This is a genomic window from Rhodococcus sp. 7Tela_A2 (assembly GCF_049311045.1).
In the GTDB taxonomy this organism is placed as follows: Bacteria; Actinomycetota; Actinomycetes; order Mycobacteriales; family Mycobacteriaceae; genus Rhodococcus.
This window is the reverse complement of sequence record NZ_JAXION010000063.1, coordinates 1-24772: the sequence shown is the minus strand read 5'-3', so window position 1 is coordinate 24772 and position 24772 is coordinate 1. Positions and strand designations below refer to the sequence as shown.

General features: G+C 67.7%; 22 protein-coding genes. 9 read left to right on the top strand and 13 right to left on the bottom strand.

Going from position 1 to position 24772, the window contains the following annotated elements; genetic code table 11:
• Positions 1 to 29 precede the first annotated feature (29 nt).
• The 4 genes from TVH25_RS13205 to TVH25_RS13190 all read right to left on the bottom strand — a co-directional run bounded on the left by TVH25_RS13205 (position 30) and on the right by TVH25_RS13190 (position 5014).
• A complete protein-coding gene (locus TVH25_RS13205) occupies positions 30 to 1001 on the bottom strand; it encodes an NAD(P)H-dependent flavin oxidoreductase (protein ID WP_422424389.1) in 972 nt (323 codons plus the stop codon).
• Positions 998 to 2731 (bottom strand): class I adenylate-forming enzyme family protein, encoded by a 1734-nt coding sequence (locus TVH25_RS13200; RefSeq protein WP_422424388.1) that lies wholly within the window; start codon positions 2729 to 2731, stop codon positions 998 to 1000. The genes TVH25_RS13205 and TVH25_RS13200 overlap by 4 nt, the downstream gene beginning before the upstream one ends.
• Before the next feature lie 49 nt (positions 2732 to 2780).
• Positions 2781 to 3968, bottom strand: coding sequence for an acetyl-CoA C-acyltransferase (locus TVH25_RS13195; protein ID WP_422424387.1), 1188 nt, complete (start codon positions 3966 to 3968; stop codon positions 2781 to 2783).
• Positions 3969 to 4072: 104 nt separating this feature from the next.
• Entirely contained in the window at positions 4073 to 5014 is a 942-nt protein-coding gene (locus tag TVH25_RS13190) for a winged helix-turn-helix transcriptional regulator (protein WP_296550666.1), read from the bottom strand.
• 155 nt (positions 5015 to 5169) lie between these two features.
• Between TVH25_RS13190 and TVH25_RS13185 the strand changes: the two genes are divergently transcribed.
• From TVH25_RS13185 to TVH25_RS13170, 4 genes are all read left to right on the top strand, one after another.
• Positions 5170 to 6390 (top strand): acetyl-CoA acetyltransferase, encoded by a 1221-nt coding sequence (locus tag TVH25_RS13185; protein WP_296550665.1) that lies wholly within the window; start codon positions 5170 to 5172, stop codon positions 6388 to 6390.
• A 15-nt stretch (positions 6391 to 6405) separates the two neighbouring features.
• Entirely contained in the window at positions 6406 to 7923 is a 1518-nt protein-coding gene (locus tag TVH25_RS13180; protein ID WP_296550664.1) for a carotenoid oxygenase family protein, read from the top strand.
• Positions 7924 to 8017: 94 nt separating this feature from the next.
• Positions 8018 to 8779, top strand: a complete 762-nt coding sequence (locus TVH25_RS13175) for a hypothetical protein (protein WP_296550663.1) — start codon at positions 8018 to 8020, stop codon at positions 8777 to 8779.
• Positions 8776 to 8982 (top strand): hypothetical protein, encoded by a 207-nt coding sequence (locus tag TVH25_RS13170; protein ID WP_422424386.1) that lies wholly within the window; start codon positions 8776 to 8778, stop codon positions 8980 to 8982. The genes TVH25_RS13175 and TVH25_RS13170 overlap by 4 nt, the downstream gene beginning before the upstream one ends.
• A gap of 13 nt (positions 8983 to 8995) precedes the next feature.
• Here TVH25_RS13170 and TVH25_RS13165 read toward each other — a convergent pair whose 3' ends face one another.
• Entirely contained in the window at positions 8996 to 9637 is a 642-nt protein-coding gene (locus TVH25_RS13165) for an MSMEG_1061 family FMN-dependent PPOX-type flavoprotein (RefSeq protein ID WP_296550661.1), read from the bottom strand.
• A gap of 260 nt (positions 9638 to 9897) precedes the next feature.
• Here TVH25_RS13165 and TVH25_RS13160 point away from each other — a divergent pair, with 260 nt between their 5' ends.
• Positions 9898 to 10503, top strand: a complete 606-nt coding sequence (locus tag TVH25_RS13160) for a GNAT family N-acetyltransferase (protein WP_422424385.1) — start codon at positions 9898 to 9900, stop codon at positions 10501 to 10503.
• Positions 10504 to 10525: 22 nt separating this feature from the next.
• On the opposite strand, the gene TVH25_RS13155 is transcribed toward TVH25_RS13160, so the two are convergent.
• The 3 genes from TVH25_RS13155 to TVH25_RS13145 form a co-directional block, all read right to left on the bottom strand.
• Entirely contained in the window at positions 10526 to 11128 is a 603-nt protein-coding gene (locus TVH25_RS13155; protein ID WP_378527226.1) for a histidine phosphatase family protein, read from the bottom strand.
• Positions 11129 to 11173: 45 nt separating this feature from the next.
• Positions 11174 to 14524: a bifunctional lysylphosphatidylglycerol synthetase/lysine--tRNA ligase LysX gene (lysX, locus tag TVH25_RS13150; RefSeq protein WP_422424384.1), complete on the bottom strand. Its 3351-nt coding sequence runs from the start codon at positions 14522 to 14524 to the stop codon at positions 11174 to 11176.
• Between the two features lie 85 nt (positions 14525 to 14609).
• Entirely contained in the window at positions 14610 to 16742 is a 2133-nt protein-coding gene (locus tag TVH25_RS13145) for an MMPL family transporter (protein WP_422424383.1), read from the bottom strand.
• Between the two features lie 46 nt (positions 16743 to 16788).
• On the opposite strand from TVH25_RS13145, the gene TVH25_RS13140 reads away from it, so the two are divergent.
• Both TVH25_RS13140 and TVH25_RS13135 read left to right on the top strand, forming a co-directional pair.
• A complete protein-coding gene (locus TVH25_RS13140) occupies positions 16789 to 17304 on the top strand; it encodes a MarR family winged helix-turn-helix transcriptional regulator (RefSeq protein WP_296550657.1) in 516 nt (171 codons plus the stop codon).
• Positions 17305 to 17325: 21 nt separating this feature from the next.
• Entirely contained in the window at positions 17326 to 18135 is an 810-nt protein-coding gene (locus TVH25_RS13135) for a putative protein N(5)-glutamine methyltransferase (RefSeq protein WP_169652276.1), read from the top strand.
• A gap of 7 nt (positions 18136 to 18142) precedes the next feature.
• On the opposite strand, the gene TVH25_RS13130 is transcribed toward TVH25_RS13135, so the two are convergent.
• The 3 genes from TVH25_RS13130 to TVH25_RS13120 all read right to left on the bottom strand — a co-directional run bounded on the left by TVH25_RS13130 (position 18143) and on the right by TVH25_RS13120 (position 20300).
• Entirely contained in the window at positions 18143 to 18931 is a 789-nt protein-coding gene (locus TVH25_RS13130) for an anti-sigma factor (protein WP_169620845.1), read from the bottom strand.
• Complete coding sequence (locus TVH25_RS13125) at positions 18915 to 19496, bottom strand: sigma-70 family RNA polymerase sigma factor (protein WP_169620844.1); 582 nt, start codon at positions 19494 to 19496, stop codon at positions 18915 to 18917. The genes TVH25_RS13130 and TVH25_RS13125 overlap by 17 nt, the downstream gene beginning before the upstream one ends.
• 171 nt (positions 19497 to 19667) lie before the next feature.
• Positions 19668 to 20300, bottom strand: coding sequence for an alpha/beta hydrolase (locus TVH25_RS13120; protein WP_169620843.1), 633 nt, complete (start codon positions 20298 to 20300; stop codon positions 19668 to 19670).
• A gap of 159 nt (positions 20301 to 20459) precedes the next feature.
• On the opposite strand from TVH25_RS13120, the gene TVH25_RS13115 reads away from it, so the two are divergent.
• The gene (locus tag TVH25_RS13115; RefSeq protein WP_169620842.1) at positions 20460 to 21125 is read left to right on the top strand and encodes a fasciclin domain-containing protein; all 666 of its coding nucleotides are present in this window, start codon (positions 20460 to 20462) and stop codon (positions 21123 to 21125) included.
• 39 nt (positions 21126 to 21164) lie between these two features.
• Positions 21165 to 21758, top strand: a complete 594-nt coding sequence (locus tag TVH25_RS13110) for a lipocalin family protein (RefSeq protein ID WP_422424380.1) — start codon at positions 21165 to 21167, stop codon at positions 21756 to 21758.
• A 65-nt stretch (positions 21759 to 21823) separates the two neighbouring features.
• Here the strand turns inward: TVH25_RS13110 and TVH25_RS13105 are convergent, their stop codons facing one another.
• The gene (locus TVH25_RS13105; RefSeq protein WP_422424378.1) at positions 21824 to 23296 is read right to left on the bottom strand and encodes an SDR family oxidoreductase; all 1473 of its coding nucleotides are present in this window, start codon (positions 23294 to 23296) and stop codon (positions 21824 to 21826) included.
• 8 nt (positions 23297 to 23304) lie between these two features.
• A complete protein-coding gene (locus tag TVH25_RS13100) occupies positions 23305 to 24687 on the bottom strand; it encodes a TIGR01777 family oxidoreductase (protein ID WP_296550656.1) in 1383 nt (460 codons plus the stop codon).
• Positions 24688 to 24772: the final 85 nt, after the last annotated feature.

The following is a 24772-nucleotide window of genomic DNA, read 5'->3' as shown; positions in this document are numbered from 1 at the left end:
GGGGCCCCCCCGTTTGTCTCTTCCGGGACCTACCGAAGAGTCCGGCCTGCGAAGCGGCTTGTCGCGGCCGCGTATTCGGCGGCGAGGTCGTCGACGATGGATTTCACCGGCGTGACACCGTCGATCAGGCCCAGACCCTGGCCCGCGGCCCAGATGTTCTTCCACCGCCCCTGCACGTCCGCACCGGCGTTGTAGTCACGGTTGGCCGGTGCGGTGAGGGCGTCGGGATCGAGACCGTTCGCAACCAGGCTGGGACGCAACCACGAGGCGCTGGTCCCGGTGATGCCGGAGCTGACGACGAGATCGTCCGGTCCGTGCTCGACGACCATCTGCTTGTAGTCGGCGGACGCCATGCTTTCCGTCGCCGTGAGGAACCGGGTGCCCATGTAGACGAGATCGGCGCCGGCCGCGACGGCACCTGCCACACCCCAGCCGTCGGCGATGCCCCCGCCGATGACGAGCAACCCGTCGAAGAACTGCCGTACGGCGGAGACGAACGCGAACGGGGAGAGATGGCCCGTGTGCCCCCCTGCTCCCGCCGAGATGCACGCGAGTCCGTCGACTCCGAAGCCGGCGGCTTTACGGGCGAGCCGGACGGACACCACATCGGCGAGCACCAGTCCGCCGTATCCCTTGACCGTCTCCATCACCGGTTCCGGAGACCCCAGAGCCGTGATGACCACAGGCGGGCGATGCTCGGCGACCAAGCGCAAGTCCTCCTCGAGACGCTGGTTGGAGCGGTGGGTCACCAGGTTCACCGCCCACGGCGCGGCATCCGGTCCCGCGGCGGCGACACCGTCGGAGATCGTCCCCATCCAGCGGTCGAGTTCGGCGGTCGTGCGGCAGTTGGGCGTGGGGAAGGAGCCCACGATTCCGGCCGCGCTCGCCGCGATGACGAGTTCCGGGCCGGACACCAGGAACATCGGGGCCGCGAACACCGGGACGCGCACGCGCGCGGGAAGGTCGATCGAAGTGGAGTGGGGTGCTGTGGACATGCTCATAGGGATTCCAGGAGGTCGGTGCGGATGTGGCGTCGCAACAGTTTGCCTACCGCGTTGCGCGGCAAGGTGTCGACGAGTTCGATGCGTTCGGGCAGTTTGAACGACGCGATGTCCCGCGCGCGAAGGTGCGCCGTGAGGTCGTCGAGTGTCGGGGTGGCGCCGGCGGTGGGAACCACGACCGCACAGCATTTTTCGCCGAGTACTTCGTCGGGGATACCGATGATCGCGACTTCGGCCACCGCCGGGTGGTCCTGCAGCAGCCCTTCGATCTCTGCCGGTGCGATGTTCATACCGCCCCGGATGACGATCTCCTTGATGCGGTCGACGAAGCGCAGGTACTCGCCGTGCTCACCGCACAACTCGAAAACGTCACCGCTGCAGAGGAAGCCGTCCTCGTCGAACGGGGACGACGTCGCGGTGCCCTCGAGGTAACCCGCGAAGACGGTGGGCCCCTTCAGCCGGAGTTCGCCGCGGCCGCCGATGGTGTCGACCAGGGCGCCGGTCACGGGATCGATGAGGCGTACCTCGGTGCTGCGGCTCAGACGCACCACCCAGGACCGGTCCGGCGCCGCGTAGTTCGGCAGATGCTGCGCGCGGACGGTCGGGTCCGGGATATCGCCCGGTGCACCGAGAAGGCACACGCCCTCGTTGGATCCGAAGAAATTGATCACCTCGACCCCGTGGTCGTTCTGCCAGGACGCCACCACGGACGGCGGCAGCGGTGCGCCACCCGCCCCGACGCGCGTGAGCGACGAAAGGTCGAACTTGCCGCGCAGGGCGTCGTTCTTGAGCAGCATCGTCAGGATCGCCGGGGGCATGGTGGTGTGGGTGGCCCGGTGGTGCTGGATCTGGCCCAGATAGACCGCGATGTCCAGGGGGTGGTGGTGGACGAGGTGACCTCCACCGAGGAGCCAGGGCAGCAACGCCGCTGCGAACCCGGCCATGTTCACCAAGGGGAACGGGTTCACGAGCACGGAATCCTCCGTGGTTTCGAGGCCGTCCTGCACCCCTCGGCCCACCGCGAGCCAATCGGCGTGGCACCGGGGTACGCCCTTGGGCGCCGCCTCGGTACCGCTCGTCCAGCACACGGTGACCCGGTCGTTGACCGTGCGCACCACTGCGGCCGCATAGGCATCGGCCTCGTCGAGATGGGGTGCGGGCACCGATGCGGTGTCGATCTCGACAGCCTGTTCCGGCACGTGCGGTCCGAAAGCGAACACGGTGCCGAGGGTCCGGTGGCCGGAGGCCAGTTCCGACGCTTCGGTGGCGAGCGAGCGGTCGCCGAGTCTACCCACAGTGACGACGGCGACGGCAGAACACGCATCGACGATGCCGGACAGTTCGTGACGGCGATACGACGCGGGCATCGGGGTCGCCACGGCGCCGAGGCGCCACAGTGCCAGGTAGGTGGCGGTGAGGGCGACCGAATTGGGCATCTGCACGGCAACCGTGTCGTCCTGCCGTATTCCGCGCGCGTGGAATACGGCTGCGACCCGCCGCACGAACTCGTCGAGTTCCTGCCACGTCAGCGACCGGGGCTGTGCCCCGGTGAGATCCGCCAAATTGGCCGGGTCGGTGGTCGCGGCATGCGAAGGCCTGCGCTGTACCCAGGAATCGAAGAGGTCCGGGAGCGTCTCGTCCTGCCACCAGCCCCGTTCCAGGTATTCGGAGACTGTGGCGTCGGGATGACCCGCGCGTGCGGTGGGCGGGGGGGAAAGCGGGGGGGACATCAGGGGGCCTTTCGCGAAGTCCGGGTGGGAAAGTGGTCGCGGGTATCGCTCACAGCCGGCGGAGCACCAGGGCTGCGCCGAGACCGAGGGCTGCGGGGATGGTGACGAGCGCGTGCTCGCCTCCGGTGCGTTCGAGCTGGTCGAGTGCGTGAGCCACGAGAATGCCGCCGGTGGCCCCGAGCGGATGTCCGACGGCGAGAGCGCCGCCGTGGACATTGACGCGGGCCGGGTCGAGGTGCAGTTCCTCGATCATCATCAACGGTGTCACGGCGAAGGATTCGTTGATTTCGACAACGTCGAGGTCCTGCGCCGTGATGCCGGCACGTGCGAGCGCCCGGTTCGAGGCGACCACGGGAGCGGTCAGGAGCGGTGAGCGGACCGCGCTCTGCGCCGTCCCGACGATTTGGGCGCGGGGCCGCATCGACAGGGCCGCACCGGCTTCGGCGTCACCGATCAGAATCGCGGAGGCTCCGTCTGCCAGCTGAGGGGCGGTGGCGATTGTGTGCAGTCCCGCCGCCGGGCGCGGTGAATCCGATAACCGGCGGGCGACCCGCTCCCACCCGGCGTCTTCTCCGAAGAGTGCGGGCAGCGCGGCGAAATCGTCGAGTGTCACTCCGGGGCGCGGGCCCTCGTCCGAATCGAGTTCGGTATCGCCGACTTTCATGCTGATCAGTGACGGCGAGGGGGGCGCGGTGGCGGCACGCCCGTGCGAGGCGACCGCGTAGGCATCGAGCAACTCGCGGGTGAACCCGTACCGTGCCGCCGTGAGATCGGCCGACACCCCGATGGTGACGAACCCGGTGCGTTCACCGAGTTCGGGGTCCACAGCGATCGGGGGCGAATCGGAGAACATCGGCACCCGGGACATCGATTCGACGCCCCCCGCGACGACCGCGCGCGCCGTACCGGCGGCCACCCGTGCGGCTGCGCTTTCGATGGCATCGAGCCCGGAGCAGCACAACCGGGAGACGACGCCGCCGGGGATGTGATCGGGCCAGCCCGCCCACTGCACGGCCGCTCTGGTGAGGTCGCCCGCCTGTTCTCCGGTGGCTGTGCTGATTCCGAGGAGCACGTCGTCCACAACCTCGGATGCACCGCAGCGTTCGTCGAGTGCGGTGAGAAGCCGGGCGATCAGCTCGACCGGACGTACGCCCGCCAGGGTGCCGCCGCTCTTGCGCACGCGGGCACGGGGGAGGCGGACGGCGTCGTAGATGTACGGGGGATTGCTCCGATTCACAGATTTGCTCCGACTCGTTGAATGTCGTGACCCGAGTCACTACAGCTAACGAAGTGATACCGGGTGACGTCGCTCGGTGTCAAGATGGGGACCAAAGGCCCGCGTCAGGGATGGGGCAACATCGGCTCGATCCGGGCACTGTGCCGGTCCACGGGCCCGTCGCACCCCCTGCACTGAAGTTCCGGATGCAGGATCGCGCCGCACTCGCGGTGCAGGATCCGTAGCGGCCCGGGCGCCTCCGGGAAGGCCTGTGTGGACCACCGGATCAGGAAGACGAACACACCGAACAGCGCACGACCGCGGTGCGTCAGGCGGTACTGGCGGTCGGTACCGGACGGGTGGCCGAGGATCTGCGCGGCGCACAGGCGGGCGAGGCGATCGGTGAGCGTCGTCGGGGAGATGTCCAGCGCCGACCGGAATTCTCCGAACCGGCGGGCTCCGGCCAGTGCGAGACCGGTGATCGCGCCGCTCCAGCGATCACCCAGAGCCTCCATCACCGCGTTGAACTGCATGTCTGCCGACACGTTCTTGCCGGCGGGCCCGCGGGTGGAGCGCCGCCGGGCACCGGAGGTCACGGTCCAGATCGCTTCCGCATCCATCTCGATGTCCGTGTCGTGGGTGGTGACGACAGTGCCGCAGGATCCGCAGCGGATGACAGCGGGACCACGGTGCCCGCACACGTCGTGCACCAGGTCGGGCTGCCACGCACCTTCGGGTGTCCACTCCCGTTGCCAGCTCCAGATGCACACCAGGATCGGCCAGGTGGCGGTCCCCAGATCGGTCAGCAGGTAGTCGTGCCGATCCGAGCCGGCCGACTGCGGAGAGCGTTCCAGCACACCGGCCGCTGCCAGTGACTGGAGCCGGTCGGTCAGCACCGAGGACGGGGCACCCGTGAGTTCGAGCCACTGGTTGAAGCGGGTCGTGCCGCTCACGAACGCGTGTCCGAGCAGCGCGAGTGTGAGGCGGTCGCCGAGCAGATCGAGCGTGGCGGCGACCGGATTGACGGTCGCAGTCCGGTCGCTCGGCACGGTGTTGCTTCGGGTCACGGGCCAACCTCCTCCGGTGCGCATCCGTCGTTGCGTGGCTCACACCAAGATGCTTCAATAACTGTACTAAACGGGGACGGCGGGCTTCACCGTCGCGGAACTACTCTCCCAAGACCTCCACCGACCCGTCGAACCGATCTCGAAAGCGAGACGACATGACATCAGCTCAGGTGTGGATCGCCGGCGGCTATCAGAGCGACTTCGCCCGCAACGTCACCAAGGAAGGCTTCGACATCGGCGATCTCACCGCCGAGGTCGCGCGCCGCACGCTCGACGACGCGGGGATCGACGCGAGCGAGGTCGGCGTCGTCCACGTGGGCAATGCCTTCGGCCAGCTCTACACCGGGCAGGGTCACCTCGGGGCGATGCCGGCGTCCATGATCCCCGAACTGTGGGACGTTCCCGCGAGCCGGCACGAGGGAGCATGTGCGTCGGGCTCTCTGGCGATTCTCGCCGCGATGGCCGACCTCGAATCAGGGCGTTACGACTGCGCACTCGTCCTCGGTGTCGAACTCGAGAAGACCGTGCCGGGCGATATCGGCACGAACTACATGAGTCCGGCCGCGTGGGTGGGACGAGAGGGCCAGGACGCAAAATTCATGTGGCCCTACATGTTCGATCGCATCGCCGGCGAGTACACGACCCGGTACGGACTCGACCCGGCGCACCTGTGGGCCATCTCCGAACTCAATATCCGCAACGCCCGGAGCAATCCTCGCGCGCAGACCCGGACACGGTCCTATTCCCCCGAATCGTTCACGGCCGACGACACCGCCAATCCGCTCGTGGAGGGCAGCCTGCGCAAGATCGACTGCGGCCCCCTCACCGACGGAGGAGCAGGCGTGGTCCTCGTCAGCGATCGGTACGTCGCCCGGCATCCGGAGTTCGACGCGGCCCCCCGCTCCCGGATTCTCGGCTGGGGTCACCGCACCGTCGGGCTCTCCCTCGACGAGAAGCTCGCACGCAGTTCGGGCGGCGGCTTGATGTTCCCGCACCTCGCCGACACCGTCGCCGACGCATACGGGCGCGCCGGAATCGGAGGTGTGGACGAACTCGACCTGATCGAAACGCACGACTGCTTCAGCATCAGCGAGTACGTGGCGATCGACCACTTCGGCCTCACGCCGCCCGGCGAAAGCTGGCGCGCCGTGGAAGCCGGCGATCTCGAGATCGGCGGCCGGATGCCCATGAACCCCAGTGGGGGACTCCTGGGCGGAGGACACCCGGTGGGGGCCACGGGCGTGCGCATGGCTCTGGACTGCCATCGCCAGGTCACGGGCACCGCCGGCGCCTACCAGGTCGACGGCGCCCGACGGGCGGCCACCTTCAACTTCGGTGGTAGCACCACCACTTCCGTATCCCTCATCATCGGCTGAGCCGAAGGAGCATCGATGGACCTCGAAATTCTCGGCCGCGCATTGTCGACGCTGCCCACCGACGACGATCACCCCTATCGCACCGGGCCGTGGCGACCCCAGGTCACCGAGCACCGCGCCGACGATCTCGAGGTCGTCGGGGAACTGCCCGCCGATCTCGACGGGGTGTACATCCGGAACACCGAGAATCCGGTGCACCCTGCCCAGCAGGGCCGCTACCACCCGTTCGACGGTGACGGCATGGTGCATGTCGTCGGCTTCCGCGACGGGAAGGCGTTCTACCGGAACCGTTTCGTCCAGACGGACGGCTTCGTCGCCGAGCAGGAAGCCGGTCGCGCGCTCTGGGCGGGAATCGCCGAGAATCCGGCGAAGTCGGAACGCACCGACGGCTGGGGTGCGCGCACAAGGATGAAGGACGGATCGAGCACGGATGTCACCGTGCACAACGGGGTTGCACTCACCAGTTTCTGGCAGTGCGGCGACTTGTACCGGGTGGATCCGATGTCGCTCGAGACCGTCGGCAAAGCGGAGTGGGGCGGCGACTTCCCGTCGAATCTCGGAGTGTCGGCGCATCCCAAGGTCGATCACCGTACCGGGGAGATGCTCTTCTTCAACTACGGAACGGACGCGCCGTACATGCATTACGGCGTCGTCGACTCGTCCGACAAACTCGTGCACTACACCGACATCGAATTGCCCGGTCCTCGGCTACCCCACGACATGGCCTTCACCGAGAACTACGCCATCCTCAACGACTGCCCGCTCTTCTGGATACCCGAGGCTCTCGCGGCGGGTAAGTACGTCTCGCGTTTCCACCCCGATATTCCGATGCGCCTCGGCGTGCTCCCGCGGCGCGGCGGCGGGAGCGAGATCAGGTGGTTCGACGCGGCTCCCACTTACGTCCTGCACTGGACGAATGCCTACGAGGACGGCGACGAGATCGTCCTGGAAGGGTTCCACCAGGAGACACCCGAGCCGGAGGACACCGGGAACGGGTCGATCTACCAGCGCATGTTCCGATTTCTCGCTCTCGACAGAATGGGCACGCACCTGCACCGGTGGCGCCTGAACCTGCGCACCGGCGGCGTCACGGAAGAGCGCCTCTCCGAACGGGTCACGGAGTTCGGCATGATCAGTCCCGTACACACGGGAGTACCGCACCGCTACACGTATGCGGCGACGGGCCTGCCCGGGTGGTTCCTGTTCGACGGCCTCGTCAAGCACGACTCGCTGACCGGCGCCGAGGAGCACTACGCGCTCGGTGAGGGAGTGTTCGGAAGCGAAACCGTGATGGCGCCGCGGATCGGGTCTTCGGGTGAGGACGACGGATACCTCGTCACCATGACCGTCGACATGAACCGTGATCTGTCCGAGTGCCTCGTCTTCGACGCACAGCGTCTCGCCGACGGCCCGGTCGCCCGGATTCGTCTTCCGGAACGGGTCAGTTCGGGCACGCACTCCACGTGGGCGTCGGGTGCGGAGATCCCCGGGTGGCGAACCGCCGAGCGGCCCGAGGACGCAGTCGGTTTGTAACCAGGGTGTGCCGGCGGGCGGTGTAGACACGTCGCCGATTCGAGTTACCGTCGTTCTTCCGCTCACCGGCGACGGAGCGGTTACCGTTCTGCCCATGACTGTTTCGCGACGGCGATGGACGCTCCTCACGGTCGGTGCGTGCATCGCCGGGGCGGGTGTCTCGACGGCTCCGGCCGCCGCTGCCGACCCGGCGGGAGCGTGCATCCAGAACGCCGGCGGAATCGTCTCGGTGGACGGGGCCGATCCTGTCCCCGCCGTGTTCGGCTTCGACGGCCCACGGCTTCTCGGCGTCGAGGGCGGCACCGGCAACGCCTGCATCACCAATGTCGGCCCGGGCACGGTGAGCGTGAGCCACCCGGAGGGCCGGGTTGCGGGACGCACCGAGGTGTCGACGGCATTCGTCGAGATGCGCGTCGACGGGGGCGTCGGCAACGTCGCGGTGACGAACTTCGGAACGGGCGCGGTCGCCGTCGACCGCCGGTCGGTCACACCGGAACCCGCGGCGCCGAGCACACCCCCGCCGGATCCCGGGATGCCGGAGATATCGGTCGACGCGGGCACCGACGGCGTGTTCGTGACGAACATCGGCACCGGTGCGGTCACCGTCACGGACGGCGACCCGGGACCGCTGCCCCCATCGGTTCCGCCACCCCCCGGCGCGGTGATCACCGATCCGGTCACCGGAAACGTCTACGTCACCAACCTTTTCGGTCCGGATATCGCCGTGGTCGATCCTCCGGCAGGGACCGGAGCGAGCGTGGTCGACCGATCGGTACCGGGCACCGATGTGGACTACGGGACGGGCAACGTCTTCGTGACGAACATCGGCGGCGGGCAGGTCACCGTCGTCCGGTGAGGACGATCCCGGCGTGCGGCGACCTGTACTGTTCCACGCCCTTGCTCGAACACCTCACGCCCGACGCCAACGGGCGTCGCGAGGCCCAGATCCGCGAGTTCTACCGATCGCAGATCCATCAGGACTATTCGAACCACCCGGTCGACGAACGTGGCACCACCGCGACCCGCCGGCTACGGGATTGGATCGCATCCAAGGCGTGAGCCGGGCACGACCTCAGTACAGGTATTCGCGATAGAGTTCGCGCTTCCCGGCTTCGGCGTCGGCGGGGACGTCGATGGAGACGAGTTCGGCGTGCATATCGCGCATGCTGGGGACGAGTTCGTGTTTCGGATACGTCGTCGCGTCCCAGAGCTTCGCGCGGAGCATCGCGCGGGCGCAGTGCAGGAACACTTCGTCGATGCGGACGATCACCGCGAGCAGAGCCGGCTTCCCGCTCAGCGACAGCTTCTCGAGAAGCTCGGGGTCGGTCGAGAGAGTGGCACGGCCGTTGATCCGCAGAACTTCTTCGTCGCCGGGGACGAAGAAGAGCAAACCCACGTGCGGGTTCTCGAGGATGTTCCGGTAGGAGTCGGCGCGCCGGTTTCCCGGCCGGTCCGGCAACACGATCGTGTGGTCGTCGAGGACCAGCACCGAAGACGTGAGGTCGCCCCGAGGGGAGCAGTCGCAGTTGCCCGCGGCATCGGCGGTCGCGAGGGTGAAGAAGCGGGCGAGCGACAGAAAGTTGCGGATGAGCGGCGTCAGATGCGGTCGGGCCTTGTCGACGATCGCCGGATGCGGTGCCCCGAGGACCGCCTCGAGTTCGTGTTGTGTGCTGAGCCCGTTCTGCACGAGCTCGTCGATCCTGTCCGCATCCATCCGGTGCCACCTCCGGCGGTGACCGTACCAACCGGGTCGGCGGCGTCTGCACCCGGAACAGGGTTCTTCCTCTCCTACCCGACGGGCGACACAACCGGCGCGGCCATGTGGGGAGACGAACGGCACCCCGGCGCGCGGAGTCGTTCGATGTCACGCTTCACGCTCGCCTTATAACCGGAGTGTAAAACCGGCGCAGGCATGCCGGGATATCTGTTTACGGTGGGAACCATGGAGAAGGCAGCCGAGACCTCGCCGAGCCTATGAGCGCCGAGTCGACGGTCATGAAGTTCCGGTCGGCTACACAGCGGGCCTTCGACGACGTGACCGAGATGCTGGGTCCCAAGCGACGGCCGGACGCCCTGGCGTGCTGGTGTCTCACCTACCGCCTCGGCGCGGAGGCGGCCGGACTGGACGCCGGCGAGCGCCGGGAGCGGGTGTTCGAGATGTGCGCTCACCGTCCGGCCCCGGGAATCCTCGCGTATCTCGACGGAGAGGTGGTCGGATGGGCGGGCGTCGCACCCCGCTCCCGGGTCGCCGCGTTGCAGGACACGGAGACCTATCCACTGGTGGACGGGGTCGATCCGTGGTCGATCTTCTGTCTCCGTACGAAGGGGCGGCGGCGCCGCAGGGGTATCGGACAGCAACTCCTGCTCGGAGCGATCGCGTTCGCACGTGAGCACGGCGCCGAGGTCGTCGAGGGCTATCCCCTCGATACCGGAGACAAGGTCGATGCCGTGTTCACCTACCCGGGGTTGCGCTCGATGTTCGAGAAGGCCGGGTTCGTCGAGGTCGCGCCCGTGCGGGGAACCCTCGGCGGCGCGCCCCGGGTCGTCATGCGCCTGGCCACTCCGCGCACCCGGCGGTAACCGGGGCTGGGTCGGCACCGATTTACACCCGCAGGGTGTCCCTCACGTGGCCGGTCTCGTTGATCGAGGCGACCCGGCGAGTTCCCGTGCGTGAAACCAGGATGCGGGTGACCGACGTGTATTCGATCGGGAACATCAGCGGTCGCGGAAGACCGAGCAGGTCTTGCAGCACCACGTTGACCACTCCGCCGTGCACGAAGATCGCAGCGGTGTCGGAGTGGTCGCACGAGGCCACGACATGGTCGAGTCCCCGCAGCACCCGGGTGCGGAAAAGTTCCGCGTCGACGAAGTCCGGTAGCTCGCCGGCACGGATTCGGGCGTAGGCGTCCGACGCGACATTCTTGGCGGTCTCGATGGTGAGGTAGTGGTCGAGGCCGTAGTCGTACTCGGCGAGATCCTCCACCCGTTCGACCTCGAGCTGCCGGGTCGCGGCAACCGGTTCCGCGGTCTGGGCCGCGCGCTGCTGGGGGCTCGAGAACAGCCGCGTGATCCGGTACGGCGCGAGCGCGTCCGGGAGACGCTCGGCTTGCCGTCGTCCGCCCTCCGTGAGCGGCGGGTCGACCGGGAGGCCGTTGCCGGAACGCGCGTTGTTCGGCTCAGCGTGGCGGATCAGAAGTAGCTGCACGGACTTCACGATGCCAGGTGCGGCGGGTTCGCGTGGAACCGCCTGTCAGGACCGGCGCGGCCTCGCGAACGGGAACGCCAGCGACTCGCGGATGCTGCCGCCGAGGACAAGCATGACGATCCGGTCGACACCCATACCCAGTCCGCCGGTAGGCGGCATCGCGTATTCGAGCGCTTCCAGGAAGTCCTCGTCGAGTTGCATCGCCTCTTCGTCGCCCCCGGCGGCGAGCAGCGACTGCCGGGTGAGACGGGCACGCTGGTCGACCGGGTCGGTGAGTTCGCTGTAGGCCGTGCCGAGTTCGACTCCCCAGGCCACCAGATCCCACTTCGCGGCGACACCCGGTTTACGGGGGTGGGGCCGGGTCAGGGGTGACACCGACGACGGGAAGTCGGTGTAGAACGTCGGGAATTCGGTGCGGGCCTCGACGAGGTGCTCGTACATCTTCTGCGCGGTTGCGCCCGCGTCCCACGACGGGTTGTAGGCGATCCGGTGCTCGTCGCAGAGGCGTCGCAGTACGTCGGCGGGCGTTTGTGCATCGACGAACGTGCCGAGTGCTTCGGAGAGGGCATCGTGGAACGTCGTGACGGGCCACTCTCCCGAGATGTCGATCTCGGTCGATGTGCCGTCCGGATTCGGGCGCAGGACGACCTCGCGGCCGTGTGCCGCACGCGCGGCGGCCTGGATCAGTTCGCGGGCGACGACCCGCATATTCTCGTAATCACTGTGTGCTTCATAGGCTTCGAGGATTGTGAACTCGGGATTGTGTGTGAAGTCGGCACCCTCGTTGCGGAAGACGCGTCCGATCTCGAACACCTTCGGCATGCCCGCGACACACAGTCGCTTGAGGTACAACTCGGGGGCGATCCGGAGGTAGAGGTCGGTGTCGTAGGCATTGATGTGCGTGACGAACGGCGCCGCGTTGGCGCCGCCGTGCACCGCCTGCAGGATCGGGGTCTCGACCTCGAGGTATCCGCGGGACTGGAGTTCCTCGCGCAGCGACCGCACGACCGCACTTCGGCCGGCGAGATGTTCTCGCGCCCCGGTGTCGACCGCGAGGTCGAGGTAACGCTGCCGCACTTTGGTTTCGGGATCGGTGAGCCCGTGCCACTTGCCGGGTAGGGGGTGCAGGCACTTGCCGTCGATCCGCCACGAGTCGGCGAGCACCGAGATCTCCCCGCTCCGGCTGCGTCCCATCCGGCCGGTCACCTCCACGAGGTCACCCAGATCGAACAGGAAGCGCTGTCCGGCAACGCGTTGGCTGTCGACGAGAATCTGGATGTCACCGGACCAATCGCGGAGAACCGCGAACAGCACCTCACCGAAATCCCGGATGCGCATCAGCCGTCCGGCGACGACGACACGCGTGCCGGTGAGGGCGTTACGTGCTTCGGCGGCGGTGTGCGTCGGGGGGATCGCGACGGGATACGGGTCCACCCCGTGCTCGATGATGCGTTCGAGGGTCGCCCTCCGCACCCGGTCCTGTTCCGGACGGGTATCGCTGCGGGCGTCCACGGTGTCGGTGTCGCCCGGCGCCGAGTCGGGTGCGCTTCCGTCGTCGTGCAGTGCTTCTGCCGAGTCGACGTTGTGGGGGAACGACGAATGGGTGCCGGTGTGGGTGCGCGTGGTACGACGGCCGAAGCTCGGCAGGGTGAGGAATCCTTCGGCAACGGCTGCGGCGAGCGCGACCCGCGGGATCTCCCGTGTCTCGCGGAAGCACAGATACCGCGGTACCCACTCGGGCCGGTATTTCACGTTGGAGCGATACAGCGACTCGAGTTGCCACCACCGCGAGAAGAACAGCAGGATCGACCGCCACATTCGCATGATCGGCCCGGCTCCGAGGCGTGAACCCTCTTCGAATGCGGAGCGGAACACCGCGAAGTTGAGGGACACACGACGGATCCCGAATTCCGGTGCCTGGGAGCACAGTTCGGACACCATCAACTCGACGATGCCGTTGGGGGCGTGCGGATCGCGCCGCATCAGATCGAGGGAGACTCCGTCGGAGCCCCACGGGACCAGCGACAGCATCGCGACGACCGACCCGTCGACCACTGCCTCGACGAGCAGGCAGTCGCCGTCGATCGGATCGCCGAGGCGCCCGAGGGCCATGGAGAACCCACGCTCGGATTCGGTGTCACGCCACGCGTCGGCGCGCTGAGCGACCGCGGACATCTCGATCGGAGACAGATCCCGGTGGCGGGTGATGCGCACTGTCGCACCGTGTTTCCGCGCCCGATTGACGGCTTGGCGGACGGGACGCATCTCACGACCCGCGAGAGTGAAACTGTCCGCGGACAGCACTGCCTCGTCTCCCAGCTCCAGAACGTTCAGTCCCGCACGGTGATACGCCGTCGCCCCTTCCCTGCCGGCGCCGAGCACAGCGGGTGTCCAGCCGTAGGCGCGTGCCAGGTCGAGCCATTCGTCGATCGCGTGGGGCCAGGCTTCCGGATTCCCGATGGGATCGCCGCTCGCGAGACAGACTCCGAGTTCGACCCGGTAGGTCACCGCAGCTTTGCCGCTCGGCGCGAATTCGACCCCCTTGTCGCGCCGCGTCGCGAAATAGCCGAGTGAGTCGTCGCTCTGGGACAGGAGCCCTCGGATCGCCGATTCGTCGGATCCGGTGAGGGCGTTGGTGGAGCGCTGGGACCGGAACAGCACCACGACGGCGGCGAGCACAGCCAGTGCGCCGAGCAGACCGAGGGTCGTGTTGACGAATCCGTGCGGGCGACCCGCGAACTGGTCGTTGTCGATGAATCCCAGCGCGGTGACACGGTTCAGTGCCCACAGGAAGCGGTCGGCGGGCGGCAGGGTGCCGGGAAAGAGTTCGACCAGACCCCATCCGGCGAGGGTGCCGGCGACCAGTCCGCCGGCGAGCACTCCCACCGACGTCCAGACCGCGCCGCGCCGGACCCGGGTGTAGAACTCCGGGTACGCGAGGAGCAGGACGGCTACCACCGCGAGATGCACAACGAGGGCCACCAGGTGCGTGGCGTCGCTCTCGACGATCGCGGACACGAGATTGGTGATCGTAAAGCCGCCGAGGTAGATCGTGAGAATCCACCACGCGATGCGTTTACGCCCTGCGACTGCTCCGGCGAGCAGTCCGACGACCAGTGCGAGCGCGAGACTCGTGTCGGGGGCGTCGAAGTAGTACTCGTCGATGTATTCGCGCGGCGTGCGGATCAGAAACCGGAGGGTGGGCGAAATCGACCACGCGGCCATCGCGATCGCGTACACGCCGAGGATCAGCCCGGCGATGTGCGGAACGGCGGTGAGGTGACTGCTCAGGCGTGCCGACAGCGACGGCTGGGGCTCCGGGGTACGCCGTTCCCGGGCCGCCGAGGGCGACGGTGACGGCGACGACGAGGGCGGCGCTATGGGATCCGCAGACATGCACCGACCGTAACGCTACGGCCGGTGCACGGCGCCGGGAACCCTCCGAGTGACCGGCGGGAGCGCGGTCACTTGGAGTGCATCCCTATCGAATTCGTCCGGATTCGGGTGTGGGGGTCACTCCGGGCGTGTCGTCGTCGGTCGTGGCGTGTTCGTCGGGCTCGATCCGGGACAGCGCACTCGGCCACCAGATCTTCTTGCCGATGTCGATGGACAGCGCGGGCACGAGGAGCGCGCGCACCAGCAGGGCGTCGAGCAACACACCGAACGCGACGATGAACGCCAGTTGTGCGAGGAACAGCAACGGGATCACAGCGAGCGCCGAGAACGTCGCGGCCAGAACGACGCCCGCCGAGGTGATGACGCCGCCGGTGACGGTCAGTGCGCGCAACACGCCCTGCCGGGTACCGACCTTCTTGGTCTCCTCTCGGACTCGGGTCATCAGGAAGATGTTGTAGTCGATACCCAAGGCCACGAGGAACACGAAGCCGAACAACGGCACCACCGGATCCGCACCGGGGAAACCGAATACGTGATTGAACAACAGCGACGACACGCCGAGTGTGGCCGCGAACGACAGGATCACGGTGAGCATCAGCAGGATCGGCGCGACGACGGCGCGCAGCAGCACGATGAGCACCAGCAGCACTACCAGGGTCACGACCGGAATGATGAGGGTCCGGTCCCGGGTGGCAGTGTCCTTGGTGTCGAGGTCGACGGCGGTGGGACCACCGACCAGCGCATCCGCCTCCGGCACGGCGTGGGTCACATCGCGGATTCTTTCGACGGTCTGTTCTGCGGCGAGCGAGTCGGCGGGATCCGACAACGTGGCCTGAACCGCGACGAGTCCGTCGATGACGACAGGTACGTCGCCCGGTCCGGTGACGGGCCGGGCCTCCGTGACACCTTCGACCCCGGCCGTGGCGTCGACGATTGCGTCCAGCGAGGATTCACGCGCGACGACGATCGTGGGCGATCCGGTGCCGGCGTCGAAGTGCTCGCCCAGGACCTCCTGGCCGGACTTCGAGTCGGTCTGGAGGAGGAACACGTCGGAGGACGCGACCCCGCTGGCCTTGAACTGGGGAGCGAGGATGCCGAACGCGACGAGCACGAGCGTGCACACGATCCAGATGGGGCGGGGCTTGGAGCCGACCCATCGGGCGACACGGCCCCAGAAGCGGTGTCCGCTGTCGATGTCGTCCTGGTCCGTGCCGGGTTCGTACTTGGGCCGGGTGGGCCAGAACGCGGTCCGGCCGAGCAGAACGAGTGCGGCGGGCAGGAAGGTGACGGAGGCGAGGAAGGACGCGGCGATACCGATCGCCGCGACCGGACCGAGGCCGCGGTTGGAGTTCAGGTCGGAGAGCAGCAGGCACAGGACGCCGAGGATGACGGTGCCCGCGGACGCGGCGATCGGTTCGATCGACCCACGGAGCGCCGCGCGCATCGCGGTGTACTTGTCCTGCTCCATCCGGAGTTCTTCGCGGTATCGGGATACGAGGAGCAATGCGTAGTCGGTGGCGGCGCCGAACACCAGGATGAACATGATGCCCTGGCTCTGGCCGTTGAGCGCGATGATGTCGGCGTTGGCGAGCTGGTACACCACCAGGCTCGCGAGGGCCAGTGCGAACACCGCCGAGATGATGACGACGAACGGCAGGATCGGACTGCGGTAGACCACCACGAGGATGACGAGGACGACGCCGCCGGCGACGAGCAGCAACAGACCGTCGATGCCCCCGAAGGCCGACGACAGGTCGGCGGCCTGGCCGGCCGGTCCCGTCACGTGGACGGTCAACCCCTCAGGGGCGTTCTCCAGTGCCGTACGCAGTTCCTCGACGGCGTCCCCTACCTCCCCGGAGGCATCGATCGGGACGATCATCTGCACCGCGCTGCCGTCCTCGGACGGGATCGGTGGCGGACCGGCCGATTCGGACGCGATGAACTCGATGTCTTCGGGGGTGATCGCACCGTCGCGTTCGGCGACCACGATCGCCGGGATGAACTCGCTGCTGTTGAACTGCGCATAGAGCTCGTCGGCCCGGGTGGACTCGGCGGAGGCCGGGAGGAACGAACTGGCGTCGGTGGACGCGACTTCGCTGAGCTTGCCGGCGAACGGCCCGCCTCCGCCTGCGGCTACGAGCCACGCGATGAGGAGGAGGGCGGGGAGCAGCCACCTCCAGCGACCGGTCTTTCGCGGTGGTGCGGTTGCAGTGCTCAAGATTCCTCCTGGCGTGAGCGAATATCCGAATACTAGATTATTCAGCGTGCTGAACGATGCGGGACCCGACGATCTCGAGGCGTGGCCCACCGGGCGGTTGCTCTCCACCGCTGCCCGCCTCGTCGAACAGGCGTGGGAGCAGCAGCTTCGCAAGCGGGGGCTCACCCATGCCGGGGTTATCGCGCTGCATTCGATTGCGGCGCAACCGATGTCCCAACGAGAAATGGCGCGGGCGTGTCGCGTGACGGACCAGACGATGAGCCGCACCGTCGATCATCTCGTGCGTGGCGGATTCGCTTCCCGCTCCGTCGATCCCGCCGACGAGCGTCGGATGCGTGTGCGGATCACGGCCGCCGGTGCTGCCGAATACCGCCGGGTGCTCGAACTCGAGCGAGACGACAACGCCGCTGTCGGCGACAACACCGCGTCTCCGCTGTCGGTCTCCGATCCGGAGACGTTGCGCCGCCTGCTCGTCGAACTCGTCCGCGCGCACCGGGGCAGCTCTGCTCACACGACCGGGAGTACCCCCGTCGCCGACGATCCATCCACGGAAACCGGTTGACGCCGCGCGATAGGGTTCACCATGGCTTTCGAACAGCCGATACCGCCGCAGCCGAACTCGCCGCAGCAGGTGCCCTCGCCCGCCGTCGTCGCGGCGCTGCGCCGGGGCGGATGTGTGTTCGCCGAAGACGAAGCGCGCCTGCTCACCGACGCCGCAACCTCCGAGCGGGAACTGGATGTTCTCGTCGCGAGACGAATTGCCGGAGCGCCTCTCGAGCATCTCCTCGGGTGGGTGCAGTTCTGCGGCATGCGGGTCGCGGTGTCGCCCGGGGTATTCGTCCCCCGCCGTCGTACGGAATTCCTGGCGAGATGCGCCGCGCGGGTGGCTCCCCCGAACCCGGTCGTGGTGGACGTGTGCTGCGGTTGCGGTGCGGTGGCGTCCGCACTCGCGGCGATGCTCGGCGTGTGCGAGGTGTACGCGACCGACATCGATCCTGTCGCCGTGCGGTGCGCGCGGCTCAATCTGCCCGGCGAGCGGGTGCTCGAGGGTGATCTGTGCGCGTCCTTGCCCGGCTCCCTGCTCGGACGCGTCGACGTGCTCGTCGCGAATGCCCCCTATGTCCCGTCGGGAGCACTCGAGTCGATGCCGCGTGAGGCGCGGTGCTTCGAACCGCGTGTCGCGCTCGACGGGGGCGAGGACGGGCTCGACATCCATCGGCGACTCGCCGCCGAGGCAGGGCGCTGGCTGGCACCCGGAGGGCATCTGTTGATCGAGATCGCAGCGACTCAGGCTCCCGCCGCGGAAAAGATGCTGACGCAGGCGGGGTACCGCCCGCGAGTGCTCTTCTCGGACGAGTCGGACGCCACGGTCGTCGTCGCGGACCGTAGGTGACATCGCGTCAACCCAGTGGCAGTTCGGCGAATATCGACGTCGGCGCGGTGGATCCACCGGCGGGTTCCACACTGAATCCCAGGGCGGTGGCGCCCGAGATGTCCTCCAGCAGCGCGGTCGTGGACGGTGCCACGTCCGCCGGGGTCATCGTGCCCGCGGACTCCGGTCCGTCCGGCCCGATCAGCCACATCTGGTAGACGGTGCCGTCGGCGGGTGGTGCGACGTTGTTCATCACGAGCACGCCGGCGCCGGCGTCCTCGGAGAAGACGACCGTCACCACGCCGCCGCCCTCGAGCGTGCCGGTGGTGGTGCGGACGTCTTCGGCGGCGAGCACCCGCTCGGCGAGGGGGCTGTCGGTCGTCTGGGTCCACTGGTTCGCGACGACGACACCGCCGAGCGCCACGACCACGGCTACGGCCGCGGCGAGCAGGAAGTTCCGCCGCCTGCTCTGCCGGCGTCGTTCGTCGAGCGAGATGACGTCGGTGGACGAATTCCCGATGTCCGGGCCGGAGTTCTCCGCGCCGCCGTGCTCGGCGGGACGGTCGGTGGCGCTCTCCGCGGCGACGAGTGCGAGCACCCGGCCCCGTAATCCGGCGGGCGGCTCGGTCGCGGTGGCCGCGGACATCTGGGCGAGTGTCTCCCGGGCGTCCCGGAGGTCGGTGGTGAAACGCTCGACCGTTTCGGGCGCGGCGTCGTCCAGCCGTGCCGTTACCTCGTCCCGCTCGTCGGGTGCGAGTGCGTCGAGGGCGATCACGGGCGCCATGTCGAGCAGGTCCCGATCATCGTCGAGCGCCATCAGAATTCACCCCCAAACAGGTCTTCAATCGGAGTAGTCCGTCGCGGATCCGCGACTTGACGGTGGGTAGCGTCGATGAAAGTTCTTCGGCCACTTCCCGATACGTGTATCCGCCGTAATAGGCCAGCTCGACGGATCTGCGTTGGAGATCGGTGAGCGAGCCCAGGCAGTCGGTGACACGCCGGCGATCGTCACGCTGGGTGACCTCTTCGCTCACGGAGTCGAAGGCGGAGTCCACCGTCGCCGAGCCGTAGCGCGACTCCCGGTCGGCGCCGGACTGCTCGCTGCGTACGCGATCGACGGCCCGCCGATGCGCGAGCGTGATGATCCACGACAGTGCGGATCCCTGGCTCGTATCGAAGCTGCCGGCCGAGCGCCACACCTGGAGGTAGACCTCCTGCGTCGTCTCCTCGCTGTAGCCGGGATCGCGCAGGACTCGCAGGACCATGCCGAACACCCGTGCCCGTGTGGCGTCGTAGAGTTCGGCGAACGCGGCCTGGTCCTGTGCGGCGACGCGCGTGAGTAGCGCCCCCAGGGTGTCGGTGTCTCTACCGACGCCGGTCATCGGCTCAGTCCGCTCATCGAACGAAAGCCTAGCCGGGCGAAACCGGCGGCTCAAGACATCGGAGTACAGCACCGCCGTCACCGCCGCGAAATACGGGAGCGCCGGACCGCGGCGCCGGCGGCGGCCGGCACCGCAATTCCACCGCCGGGCAGAGGAGCGGACCGTGGGGTGTCAGGAAGCATGATCGTCTCCAGGTGAGGTCAACGGCTCGCTGGTGAGAGTGCACACCAGAAAATCTGCGGTCGTTCTGGCCCACCAGCCGGGGTCTGTGAGTAGCAAATGTCCGGCTCCGGGCAAGGGACGCCAGCGCGCGTTCACTCCGCGGTCGCGGGCGGCCATCGTCTGACTCTGCGTGGCTCGCGGGTCCGTCTCATGGTCTTCGGTGCCGTGCGCGACGAGCAGATGACGGCCGATGGGTATGTGCTCGGAGTCGTTTTCGGGCCACCACGGTGCCAGGGCCACGACGGATTCCACCCCGCCCTGGGAGGCCAGGTGCGCGGCGACCCGCCCGCCCATCGAGTGGCCCACGAGCCCGATCCGGGTGTGGCCCCGCCGGGTGGCGCGGTCGAGCGCTTCCAGGGCATCGCGGACCGGACTCATATGCGTGCCGTTCCATCCTCTGTAGCGGTAACGCACCTGCTCGACGGTGATGTGATGCGGACGTAGGCGTGAGCCCAGCGTGTGGGTGAACGCCGTCATCCGGAGCTCGGACGCATGCCACGGGCGCGGCGCCTCGGTACCGACAGGCCTGCCGCCCGGAAGCACCAGCACGTGGGCCCGTGAACGGCCCGGAAGAATCTCCATGAATGTCGTTCGTTGCAGCACGCATCCCGGATTGGTCCGGGGCGTCGAAGGAAAAACTCCACGCCCCGACCCATCCGCCTTCACACTGGTAGCGAATGACCCCTGACACATCGATCGGCGTGGTCGTCCAGGCCACGGCTTACGAAGGGAATTTCAGCTATGAACATCGCTACACGTAAGAGCCTGGCGGTCATCGGAATCGGTGCGATGTCCGCGTTCGGTGTCGCGGCCTGTACGTCCGACGATTCCGACACTGCGTCGGACACCTCGGCAGCGACCACGACCACCGGTTCGGCAATGGAGACCACGGAAAGCACCTCGGCGCAGGCTGCGGCAGCGGGTCCCGTCGGCCCCGGTTGCGCCGCCTACGTCGAGGCGAATCCGACCGGTCCCTCGTCCGTCGAAGAACTCTCGACGCAGACGATCACCGAGGCCGCGGGTAACGTACCGATCCTCACCACGCTGACACAGGCGGTCAGCGGCCAGCTCAACCCCGATGTCAATCTCGTCGAAACGCTCGACGGCGGCGAATTCACCGTCTTCGCACCGGTCGACGAAGCGTTCGCGGCTCTCGACCCCGCCACGATCGAAACGCTGCAGACCGACTCGGGGATGCTGACGGACATCCTGACCTACCACGTGGTTCCGGGTGAGCTCACCATCGACGACGTCGCGGGCACCCAGACCACCGTGCAGGGTGGGACTGTCGAGGTAGCCGGTTCCGAGGATATGTGGACGGTCAACGGCGCCAACGTGATCTGCGGCGGCATCGAGACCGAGAACGGCGTGGTCTACCTGATCGACGGCGTCCTGACCCCGCAGTAAGTGCTCTCTCCAACTCACCCTCGGGAAGGTCAGGTATCGATGCGGAAAATCCGAAGCAGCGTTCGGGGACTCGGGGCGGGGGGGGGGGCCCCCCCCCGGGGGGGGGGGGTGCTGGCGGCGCCGGCCCAGGCCGCGCCGCTCACACCCGTCCCGCAGTTGGACGTGAACAGGTATGTCGGACAGTGGTATCAGCTCGCTGCGAATCCGGCGCCGTTCAACATCGACTGCGTGCGCGACACCACGGCGAACTACACGTTGCTCGACGAACGTAACGTCCGAGTGGAGAATTCGTGCACCACGGTGACCGGTGAGCGTCGCGGCATCGTCGGAAATGCACGGGTGAACGACACTGCGCAGCTGCATGTGTCGTTCCCCGGAGTACCGTCCCAGGATTCACTGGACGGGCCGACCAACTACATCGTCACCTACCTGGCAGACGACTACTCGTGGGCGTTCGTCGGTGATTCGACACGCCTGTCCGGGTTCGTGCTGTCGCGTTCTCCGGTAGTCGATCCTGCTGCATGGCAGGAGATCCGGCGCGTCGTCGAAAACAGCGGGTACAACGCGTGCCTGATGCTGACGTCGCCGACGACCGAGGGGATGCAGGAGATCAGACCGCTCTGCACCGTCTAGTATCGGTCGGGGAGGGAGGAGGGCTTGCCGTGAAGGCAGGCCCTCCTTTCCGTTCGCGAATCCGGTCAGGAACCCGATCGTGACGCCGTGCCCGCAATGTTCTCGAGCATGCCGCGGAAGATGATGCCGTGGAACGGCAACAGCGAGTACCAATACAGTCGCCCGGCAATACCTTTGGGAAAGAAGATCGCTCGTTGCGTGAGTCGGGTGCGGTCGGCCGCGAGTCGTTCGACCCGCCATTCCAGCCATGCGCCACCGGGTGCCCGCATCTCGGCGCGCAATCGGAGGAGTTCGGGGCGCTCGATACGTTCGACCCGCCAGAAATCGAGTGCATCGCCGGTGTGCAATTTTTTCGGATCGCGGCGCCCTCGGGTGAGGCCGACACCTCCGGAGAACCGGTCGAGCCACCCGCGCACAGTCCACGCGAGCGGGAACGAGTACCAGCCGTTTTCGCCGCCGATGCTCTCGACCACCGCGAATACCCGGTCCGCCGACGTGTCCGATTCGACGGAGCGTTCGTCGATATAGACGACCTCGCCCGCCCAGTCCGGGTCGGACGGCAGCGGATCTGCGGGTGCGCCCACGGGGGACGCGCTCGACCAGCTTGTCTCCACTTCACCGTGTTCGAGCCGGCTCAGTGCGAGACGCACCGCTTCGCGATATCCGGTGAGTCCGCCGGGCGGGGGAGGGATCACGGCGTCGATGTCGTGATTACGCATCACCGCGTCGGAACCCAGCGATTCGATGAGTGCCCGGCCGAGTCCCGGCGGGATCGGAGTGACGAGCCCTATCCACAGACCGGCGAGTCGTGGGGTCAGTACGGGAAGTACGACGATGCGTCGCCGCACCAGGCCTGCCACCTCGGAATACTGTTGCATCATCTCGCCGTACCGCAGCACGTCGGGACCGCCGATGTCGTAGGTCCCGCTGCGGGGAAGGGGTGCGTCGGCGGCGGCGACGAGATAGTGCAGAACGTCGCGCACGGCGATCGGCTGGATGCGGTTGTTCACCCAGCGCGGTGTGGTCATCACCGGTAGGCGGTTGCTCAGGTGCCGGATCATCTCGAACGACGCCGACCCCGACCCGATCACGACGCCTGCCTGGAGTACCAGGGTGGGAACCCCTGATTCGAGGAGGATCCGTCCCACCTGGGCGCGAGAGCTCAGATGTGGTGACAATTGCCCGGATTCGGGATGCAGACCTCCGAGGTAGACCAGGCGCGACACCCCGGACTCGCGCGCAACGGCCGCCACGTTCTCCGCAGCCCGCCGCTCGGCTTCGACGAATTCGTCTCGGCCCCCCATCGAATGGACCAGGTAGTACAGGACATCCACGTCCCGGCACGCCTCGCGGAGAGACGCGGGGTCGGTGAGATCACCGCGCACGATCTCCACATCGTCGGCCCACGGCACGTCCCGTAGTTTGTCCGGACTGCGCGCGAGTACCCGTACCCGATAACCGGCTTCGAGCAGTCGCGGCGCGAGCCGTCCGCCGATGTATCCGGTGGCACCGGTGACGAGGACACGGCCGGCGGTCATCGCGCCCGTCACTTCCCGTTCAGGATGTGGCCGAGCTGGTGCCTCAGCGACGACTCGAGGTCGGGTCTGCGGAATCGATGCCCGATGTCGAGGAGCGTTTTGGGAACGACGAACTGACTCGCGCCGGCGACCTCGCGTGCGCCCTCGTCTCCCAGCAGCAGTCGTGGACCGAGACCGGGGACGGGCAGCAACGCGGGACGGTGCAGCACACTCGCCAGGGTCCGCGTGTACTCCTCGTTGCGGACCGGTTGCGGCGCCACCGCATTCACCGGACCCGAAACGGACGGATCCGTCAGGGCACGGTGATAGATGTCGAGCAGATCGTCGATATCGATCCAGGACAACCATTGCCGGCCGTTGCCCAGTCTGCCGCCGAGGCCGGCGGAGAAGAGCGGCCGCATCAGTTGCAGGGTGCCGCCGCGCGGAGTCTGCACGATCCCGGTCCGAACCTGGACCACTCGCACACCACCCTTCTCCGCGGGCTGCGTCGAGGATTCCCACTCGGCGACGACGTCGGCGAGGAAACCTGCCCCGCGTGAAGACTGTTCGTCGAGAGGCGCATCGCCCCGGTCGTATCCGTAGAAACCGATGGCAGACGCACACACGAAGGTCGCCGGCCCGTTGCTGGTGCCGGCGGCGAGTTCGGCGAGTCGCCAGGTCGGCGCGACCCGACTGTCGCGGACGGCTGCCTTGTGCGCCTCGGTGAAGCGTCCGGCGATCGAGGCGCCCGCCAGGTGGATGACGGCGTCGACGCCTTCGAGCAGATCGGGCGCGGGATCGATCGGATCCCACTGCCTTTCCTGATCCAGTTGCTTTTCCCGGAGCCCGTGAACGGGCCGGCGCACCAGGCGCACCACCCGGTAACCGCCGGCGCTCAGGAAAGCGGTCAATGCGCTGCCCACCACGCCGTTCGAGCCGGTCACCGCGACCGTGCGGGGACACACTCCCTCGGTGTGCGCCCGGCGGTGGCTGGCGAGATCGTCGGCGAGCTGGCGGTGCCTGTACCGAAATGTCTGAGTCAGAACGCGTTCCGGGACCGGTGTGTCCACTTTGTCGGTCACGCGGGTCCGGAATTCGTCGACGACGTCGAACCGGTGCTCGTGCCGCCACGACCGGATCAGGTTCGGCGGCAGGGACGTCAAGCCGTCACGACCGAGCGCATCAACGAAACGGTGAGGGGGGTCGTAACCTTCGGGCTGGTGATCGGAGATCCAGCGCAGGCCACCGGGGAGGCCGAGGACGGCACGCCCGTCGGCGAGCGAATCGGCTTCCGACACCACGCTCATCGGCTGCCAGGGCGGAATCAGTCGATGAACAGCGCCGGGGCGGGCATGCCAGGCGAACACGTCGTCACGGGGGGCGTCGACGATACTGCTGTACTCGATGCCCATGTTTCCTCCGGGCTGAATTCGCCGCTGTGGCGCCGCGATTGTCGGGATCCGGTGTGGGGGGGGGCGGGGCGCCCCCCCCCCCCCC